Below are 7,313 nucleotides of genomic sequence, written 5' to 3'. Positions count from 1 at the left end.
TTGAAAAGTGCTGGGGGTGGTTGAAAAGCCGGATTCGAAAAGCCCTTCCTCATGATGATGGTCTGCGGGCTGCCATTGAGGCCGTCCTCAAGCAAGCCGCGTCCTAACCTAAGTGGCTATAGCTATACCTTGAAGTGGGCGATCGCAGTCCTGACGATTCAGCCTCATACCCCGATGACGATATTTGCGCCGTGTTAGACCCCAACGGGAAATGGCAATTCACCCACAAAAACGGCACAGCTTATTGAGCTGAACCCATGCTAAAAACCATTCATCCCTGTTATTCCTCGACGCTTTTCTAAGCGCTGGGGCTCAAAGCTTTTTCATCCGCCTGGTCAGCTATAGCCTGCTCAGCCAGTTCCCTAAGGCGCTGAATGCGATCCTCCGTTGGGGGGTGGGTCATAAACAGGGTCATCATCCCTTCCTTCGAAAGGGGGTTGATGATAAACAGCGGCGCAAAGGCTGGATTGCCGTGAATAAGGACTTTTTGCCCTGTGGCTTCAAGGGTTTCTAATGCTCGCACCAGGGCTAAAGGATTGCCGGTGATCTCGGCGGCCCCGGCATCGGCGGCATATTCTCGCGTTCTCGAAATTGCCATGCGAATTAGCCCAGCGGTGAAGGGCGCAATTATCAGCAAAAACAGGATGGCGATGGGGTTGTTGCCCCGCCGCCCCCCGGCTCGCGCCATGGGAAAATACAGCGCCCCTAGGGTGAGAATGCGGCCTAAGAAGGTCAGCGATCCAGCTAGGGTGCCCGCTACGGCCTGGGTGAGGGTGTCGCGGTTGCGCACGTGGGTAAGTTCGTGGGCAATGACGGCGTCGAGTTCGTCGTCGGGCAGCAGGTCGATAATGCCTTTGGTGAGGGCGATCGCCGCATGGTTGGGATCCCGCCCGGTGGCAAAGGCGTTGGGCGATTCTGACGGCACCAGGTAGAGGGCCGGGGTGGGGATGCTGGCGCGATCGCTCAATTTATCTAACCGGGCGTATAGCTCGGGAGCCTCGTTGCGGGGCGTGGGCTCCGCTTTAAAGGCCGCTAGCGCCGCTTTGTCAGAGTAGTACCACGAGCCAAAGCTGCTCACCGCCGCAAAGCCCAGCCCATAGTACAGGCCCGTTTCATTGCCTACCAGCAGATAGCCCGCCAGCACAATGAGCCCGCTGAGCAACGCCAGCAGCGCAAAGGTTCTAAACAGATTCATCCCAACCATAAATCGACCCCTCAGGGCATGGTGTGCATTCTGTAGCATCCCAAAGATGTGCATGGCTGAGGTCTACCCCAGGATGGAACATAGCCCAGTTCTAGAAATTAGCGGTACTAGCCTAAAGGGTAAGGCTCTCACCAGCTACCCGAAGCGCCACCGCCGGAGGATCGCCCACCACCGCCGCCAGAACCGCCGCTGGAACTGGGACGCTCCTTTCTGGGCAGCGTGCGGGTGTAGCGGTTGGTGCGATCGCAGAAGCGGCACGCCTCGCTGACCTCAGCCTGGCCGCTGTGGTCGTAGGTCGGGGCAACCAGGGTGTGAGTGGTCACCGCCATCGTTTTGTGGCGACAGCCGGGGCACGTTTGATAGCCCGAGCCAAAACTGCTGTAGTCAGAAACGGTGTGGTGTCCGCAGCTGTGGCAGAACCAAACGTCGTAGTCCACTGACTTAATTGACTCTTCAACGCGCTGGCCGGGGCTGAGGTGGCGATCGTCCGCCTGTTCGTCGAGGCGCTCCATGGCAGACTGGCATTTGGGACAGTTGCGCTGGCGGTAGCGCAGCCACTGCTGCAAGGCGATCGCCCCCGCCAGGCCGGCCCCGCCGATCGCCGCCAGACCGCTACCCAGCCAGAGACCCCCCGGCAGCCTTGAGATATAGAACAGGATGGGGTTGTTGGACGGCGGCCTGTCGGGGTCAAAATTGTCGACAATCTCGCTGATCCCTAGGGCCGTACCCTGGGCGATGTCGCCCTGTCTGAACTTGGGCAGGATGGTGTCGTCGATAATGGCCTGGGCTACCCGGTCGTAACGGCTATCGTAGCCGCTGCCCAGTTCAATGCGCACCTTGCGATCGCCGGGGGCCACCAGCAGCAAAATACCGTCGTTGCGGGCGGCATCGCCAATGCCCCAGGTGTTAAACAGCTGGGTGGCAAAGGGTTCGAGGGCCGTGTTGCCGGTGGGGTAGTCCTGGATTGAGTTGATAGTGAGCAACACCGCATGAATGCCGGTCTGGTTGCGAAACAGTTCTAGCTGTCCCCTAACTTGGCTGGTTTCAGGGTCGCTCAGCACGTCGGCATAGTCGTTGACATAGGGGTCTTGAAACGCCGGATAGCCTCCCTGGGCCTGCACTCCGCCCGACAGGCTGCTCAACAGCAGGGCGATCGCGCTGACAACCCCCAGCAGCCCATAGCGATACCGGCCCAGCCCAACTGTCCAGCGGTAGCAGACGGTAGCAAACTTCATAACCATGGCTTCAGGGTTCTCAGCAAGCGGCTGACTTCAGGATTCCCAGGATAGTGTGCTGGCCGTCAGAGATGGCGCGATCGCAACATTTCACCGCCTGATCTGCGGGATCGGGTGTTGAGGCGCGATCCCCACCTCAGCCCTCGGTAAAAAATTGGATTCCAGCCTGATCAATCAGGCTGGGGAGCAAAAGATAAGGCTATCGTGGAGCTAGATGCCTGCTCCTGACTATGCTGCAAATTACCAAACGCACCGCCATTCCCCTCAGCGACATTGAACTGAGTGCCGTTCGATCCCAGGGGGCGGGGGGCCAAAACGTGAACAAAGTGGCCACCGCCATTCACCTGCGCTTCGACATCAACGCCTCTGCGCTATCGCCCCTCTACAAAGAGCGCTTGCTCAACCTAGGCGACAGCCGCATCACAAAGGAGGGCGTCGTCATCATCAAGGCCCAGCAGCACCGCACCCAAGAGCAAAACAAAGCCGACGCCCTCGATCGCCTCAAAACCTTAATTCAAAGCGTTACCATCACGCCCAAAAAGCGCAAACCTACCAAGCCCTCAAAAAGCGCCAAGAAAAAACGCCTCGACAGTAAAACCAAGCGCGGGCAGATCAAATCCCAGCGGGGCAACGTGCGTGAATAGTTGAATTTTCGGCACCTCTGAGCGATCGCCCCTCACCTCACCCATCTATTTGGCACTTTTGCACCTGGCTCCTGCCAACAACAAGTTACCTACCTGGGAGCAGCTTAACCAGCCAGTCAGAAACGCTGGGTATTGTGAGATGGCCAAAATCGCCCTCCACCTGGTCGTAACCTGGCATCGTCTCAAATAGACCATCGGGGGCCTGGGGCGATTTGAGATCGTCGGTACGCTGACCGTTGAAGCCAATGTATCTGAGGGCAAAATCTACTAGCCCCGGTGACAGCCGCTGACTCCAGTCCAGCAGTCGTCCCACGTCCCCCACGATAAAGTCTCGAACCGGGTGCTCGGCGGTATAGAGAATAGCCTCGGTGACCAGGCGAGCGTCATAGTAAGGGGGAATGCCCGAGGGCTTAACGCCTATCTTGCTGCGGGCGTGGTTATAAAACGGGGTGTTGATCACCGCTGGCTTAATACTGGTGACATTGATGGCGTAGCCCTCATGCTCAAGCTCCACCCGCAGAGATTCAAGAAACCCCTCTAGGCCATGCTTAGCGGTTGAGTAGGCACTCTGTAGGGGCAATGCCCGCCGCCCCTCCATTGAAGAAATCGCAATTAGGGATCCGCCCCCCGCCTGTTTGAGGTGAGGCAGGGCTACCTTCGCCCCGTAGATTTGGCCCATAAGCGTGACATCAATTACCCGCCGAAACTCCTCTATGGTGACGGTTTCAAAGGGGGCGACCATGCCAGCGGCGGCACAGTGAACCCAGGTGTCGATGCGGCCAAAGGTGGTAATGGCAGTATCTGCGATCGCCTTTACCTGATCAAACTCGGCCACGTCGGCCACAACGGCGATCGCCTCTCCCCCCATCTGCTTAATCTGCTCCACCAGCGACGCCAGCCCATCCTGACTGCGCGCTGCCACTACCACCTGAGCACCCCGCTCGCCCAGCGCCAGTGCGGCATCGCGACCAATGCCGCTTGAAGCCCCTACCATCACCACTACCTGCTGATCAATTGGCTTAAGCTGCATGAAAAATCTCTGTTATTGGGATGTTATTAAATGACTGCCCGACGAATTTTCACGACCCATGCAGGATTGCCACAGCCGCTTAAACAACCAGCACTTTGGCCTCGTATTCCGGTAAATCTGTAGTCCAAACCCCATCATTGACCTCAACATCGTAGTCATTCGTCCATTCGTGCCAGGTGCCGTTGTGGGGAAAGTTGCGAACGTTGTAATCAGCCAAATACTGCCCTGAAAAGTTGACTACCACCACCACTCGCGATCCTTCATCGGTCCAGCGAATATAGGCCAGTACCTTAGCCTCTGCGTCTTCGTAGAAAAACTCGACGTCTTCGGTGCGCAGAGCACGGTTGTTTTTGCGCAGATGAATCAGACCTCGGTAGTACTTCATCAGGTCATAGTTGCGATCGTTGTCTAGCAGTGACCAGTCGATCTTGGCTGGCTCCAAGGTTTTGGGGTTATAGGCTCCAAACTCCTCCCCCATCCAGATTAGAGGAACGCCCATAGCGGTCATCACCAGCACGGCCCCCAGTTTGGCTCGTTTAAAAGCAGCTTCATCAAAAATTTCGTGGTTGGCAAGCTGCACCATAAGGCGATCGTGATCATGGTTGCTAAGATAGTTGATGGCGTTGACTGCGCCTAAATAGCCCGACCGCTTAGCATCAACCAACTCTTTGATAGTCTCTATATCACCCTCATTCTCTAACAGCAGGGGGCGAATCTGATGGAGGAAACCATCGCGCCAGCAGGCATCTAAAGGGCCTTCTAAATTAGTGGCATCGGGCGATTCTGGAATCAGTTCACCGATGTTATAAAATGGCTTAGGCTGAGCTAGTTGAGTAGTCTCTTGGGTCAGCTGGCCGATAAAGTCAAAGTGGCCCATCTGGCTGACAGCATCGAACCGAAAGCCATCGATGTGATACTCCGAGATCCAAAAGCGCAGAATGTCTTTAACAAACTCCTGGGCGGGGTACAGGTCTAGGTGTTCGTCGTAGTGGTCATAGTCAAATTCCGGTCCCCAGTTTTGTTCAGGATCCTTAGGTTCGCGCCTGTACCAATAGCTATAGTCAATTTTAGTCAGCGGAGCCTCAGAGCCCGAGTGGTTTAGAATAATATCTAAAATAATGCGAATGCCTCTGCTGTGACACTCATCCACCAGGTGTTTAAAGTCTTTAGATTTACCGTAGGTCGACTCAGGAGAAAAGTAGTGGTGCGTATTGTATCCCCATCCATGCTCGCCTGGGAATTCCTGAATTGGCATTAGCTCAATAGCGTTGATCCCTAGTTCGCAAAGGTAGTCGAGTTTTTCGATGATGTGCTCAAACTTCCCGCGTGGGTAGGAGTCATCTTCTCCCCCCGAAAAGTCACTCACTAAAATTTCGTAAATGATCAGTTCATCGTTTTGCGGTAACCCTTTTTCGTCGTGGTGCCAAACATAACTGTCGACAATGGGTTCACCACCTTTGATCTGCACAATGCCAAACTGGTGGCCCTCATCCACATGCTTAGCCTTAGGATCGATGACATCAATCCACTCATTGACTTCTAGGAAAAAGCTTTTAGATTGAACTCGAAATTTGTAGTTATAGTCACCATCGTCTAAATCCACCGAGACACGAAAATAGCCATCTTTTCCTTTCTCCATGGATACATCTTTCCAGTCAGTGAAGGAGCCGATTAAAACTGCACCCTCGCTGTAGGGAGCAAACAGCTCAAACTCAATAGAGTTGGCCATGGACTGTGCCTTTTTCTTTTTAATGTGAGGGTAAACCTGTTTTTTTTCACCTATCCCTGGGCAGAAACAATCGACAAGCTTCCTTGAAGCTCACTGATTTGAGGTGCCGTCACTTCCCAGACTGCAGCTGTAGGAGACACCATTACCCGGCATGGTGTGCCAAGGTTAACTGGGCCATTGGTATCTTCTTCAGCAACTAGGTACAGCGTCTCGAACAGGTCTAGCAATGGGTGTGCGACGACAGAGAAAATTCTTTCGGTTGACTCGTGCCCAGGCTGGCAAACCCTGCTAAGGTGATTGTCTAAATTCTGCTGCCAATCGGTGAAGACATCGCTAGTGCTAGCACCCTTTGAACTACTGTGGGCCTTAATCGGGTTGGTTCTCACCATTGTGGCCACCTGGATGGAAGCCTTTACCCTCAACGCCCCCTGGACTTGGGGGCAGTCTGGCATTGGGCTGCTGTCGCTGGGGGTGAGTTTTCAGGTGGGGGCGGTGCTGCTCACCGGCTGTGTAGGGGGCAAAAATGCGGCGGCGCTATCACAGATTGCCTACCTGGTGCTGGGGCTGGCCCTGTTTCGGGTTTTTGAGTTTCCGGTGTTCACCCAGGGGGGCGGACTAAGCTACGTGCGCGAGCCGGGTTTTGGCTACCTAATTGGCTTTGTGCCCGCTGGGTGGGTGTGCGGCTACCTGGCCTTTCAAAACCCACCCAAGCTGGAGACGCTAGCCCTTAGCAGTCTCAGCGGGCTGGGCATTATCCACGGGCTGGGCATTCTTTACCTGACTCTGGCCTCCCTGCTAGGCTGGTTGCAGACCGTATCGGCCTCCTACTGGGAGCTGCTGCTGGGCTACTCGATTTTGCCGCTGCCGGGCCATCTGGTGGTAGTGTGTGCGGTGGCGGTGCTGTCGCTGGTGCTGCGGCAGCTGTTGTTTTACTAGGCCCATGAGATTGCGAAATCGTTGGTTTTGGATCGCCGCTGGGATTGGGCTGGCCCTCGATCAGCTGACTAAGTTTTGGGTGGCCCAAACCTTTGAACTCACCACCCCGCCCGACTCGCTACCGATCTGGCCAGGGGTGTTTTACTTCACCTATGTGACCAACAGCGGCGCGGCTTTCAGTCTATTTAGCGACAATGGCGAGTGGCTTAAGTGGCTGTCGATGGCCGTCAGCCTGGGATTAATTGCCCTGGGCCTCAAAGCCCGATTGCCCAACCGCTGGGAGCAGGTGGGCTACGGGTTTATTCTCAGCGGAGCGTTGGGCAACGGCATCGATCGCCTGCTGTCGGGCGAAGTCATTGACTTCCTAGACTTTCGCCTGATTCGCTTCCCGATTTTTAATGTGGCCGATGTCTGCATCAATATCGGCATTGTCTGCTTGCTGGTGGCGGCGCTGCGGGAACCACCGAAGCGGGGAGAGGCATAGAGAGTGGGTGGTGAGGTGAGTGGGTGGGTGACACTTACCCCCGCCTACCCC

At 55.6% G+C, this 7,313-nt stretch carries 7 protein-coding genes; 3 read left to right on the top strand and 4 right to left on the bottom strand.

Going from position 1 to position 7,313, the window contains the following annotated elements:
• Positions 1-298: 298 nt before the first annotated feature.
• Both VB780_RS24345 and VB780_RS24340 read right to left on the bottom strand, forming a co-directional pair.
• Complete coding sequence (locus tag VB780_RS24345) at positions 299-1,204, bottom strand: M48 family metalloprotease (RefSeq protein ID WP_323353777.1); 906 nt, start codon at positions 1,202-1,204, stop codon at positions 299-301.
• A gap of 128 nt (positions 1,205-1,332) precedes the next feature.
• Positions 1,333-2,439 carry a TPM domain-containing protein gene (locus VB780_RS24340; RefSeq protein WP_323353776.1) on the bottom strand — a complete coding sequence of 369 codons (1,107 nt, stop codon included), beginning with the start codon at positions 2,437-2,439 and terminating at the stop codon, positions 1,333-1,335.
• A 230-nt stretch (positions 2,440-2,669) separates the two neighbouring features.
• On the opposite strand from VB780_RS24340, the gene arfB reads away from it, so the two are divergent.
• Positions 2,670-3,083, top strand: coding sequence for an alternative ribosome rescue aminoacyl-tRNA hydrolase ArfB (gene arfB / locus VB780_RS24335; RefSeq protein WP_323353775.1), 414 nt, complete (start codon positions 2,670-2,672; stop codon positions 3,081-3,083).
• A gap of 85 nt (positions 3,084-3,168) precedes the next feature.
• Here the strand turns inward: arfB and VB780_RS24330 are convergent, their stop codons facing one another.
• Positions 3,169-4,113: an SDR family oxidoreductase gene (locus VB780_RS24330; protein WP_323353774.1), complete on the bottom strand. Its 945-nt coding sequence runs from the start codon at positions 4,111-4,113 to the stop codon at positions 3,169-3,171.
• A 79-nt stretch (positions 4,114-4,192) separates the two neighbouring features.
• On the bottom strand, positions 4,193-5,842 hold the full coding sequence (locus VB780_RS24325) for an alpha-amylase family glycosyl hydrolase (RefSeq protein WP_323353773.1): 1,650 nt from the start codon (positions 5,840-5,842) through the stop codon (positions 4,193-4,195).
• Positions 5,843-6,178: 336 nt separating this feature from the next.
• Between VB780_RS24325 and VB780_RS24320 the strand changes: the two genes are divergently transcribed.
• Both VB780_RS24320 and lspA read left to right on the top strand, forming a co-directional pair.
• Complete coding sequence (locus VB780_RS24320; protein WP_323353772.1) at positions 6,179-6,778, top strand: biotin transporter BioY; 600 nt, start codon at positions 6,179-6,181, stop codon at positions 6,776-6,778.
• A gap of 4 nt (positions 6,779-6,782) precedes the next feature.
• The gene (gene lspA, locus VB780_RS24315) at positions 6,783-7,262 is read left to right on the top strand and encodes a signal peptidase II (protein ID WP_323353771.1); all 480 of its coding nucleotides are present in this window, start codon (positions 6,783-6,785) and stop codon (positions 7,260-7,262) included.
• Positions 7,263-7,313 lie beyond the last annotated feature (51 nt).

The organism is Leptolyngbya sp. CCNP1308 (genome assembly GCF_034932455.1).
Lineage (GTDB): Bacteria > Cyanobacteriota > Cyanobacteriia > Phormidesmidales > Phormidesmidaceae > Nodosilinea.
This window is presented reverse-complemented; position numbering and strand designations above follow the sequence as displayed.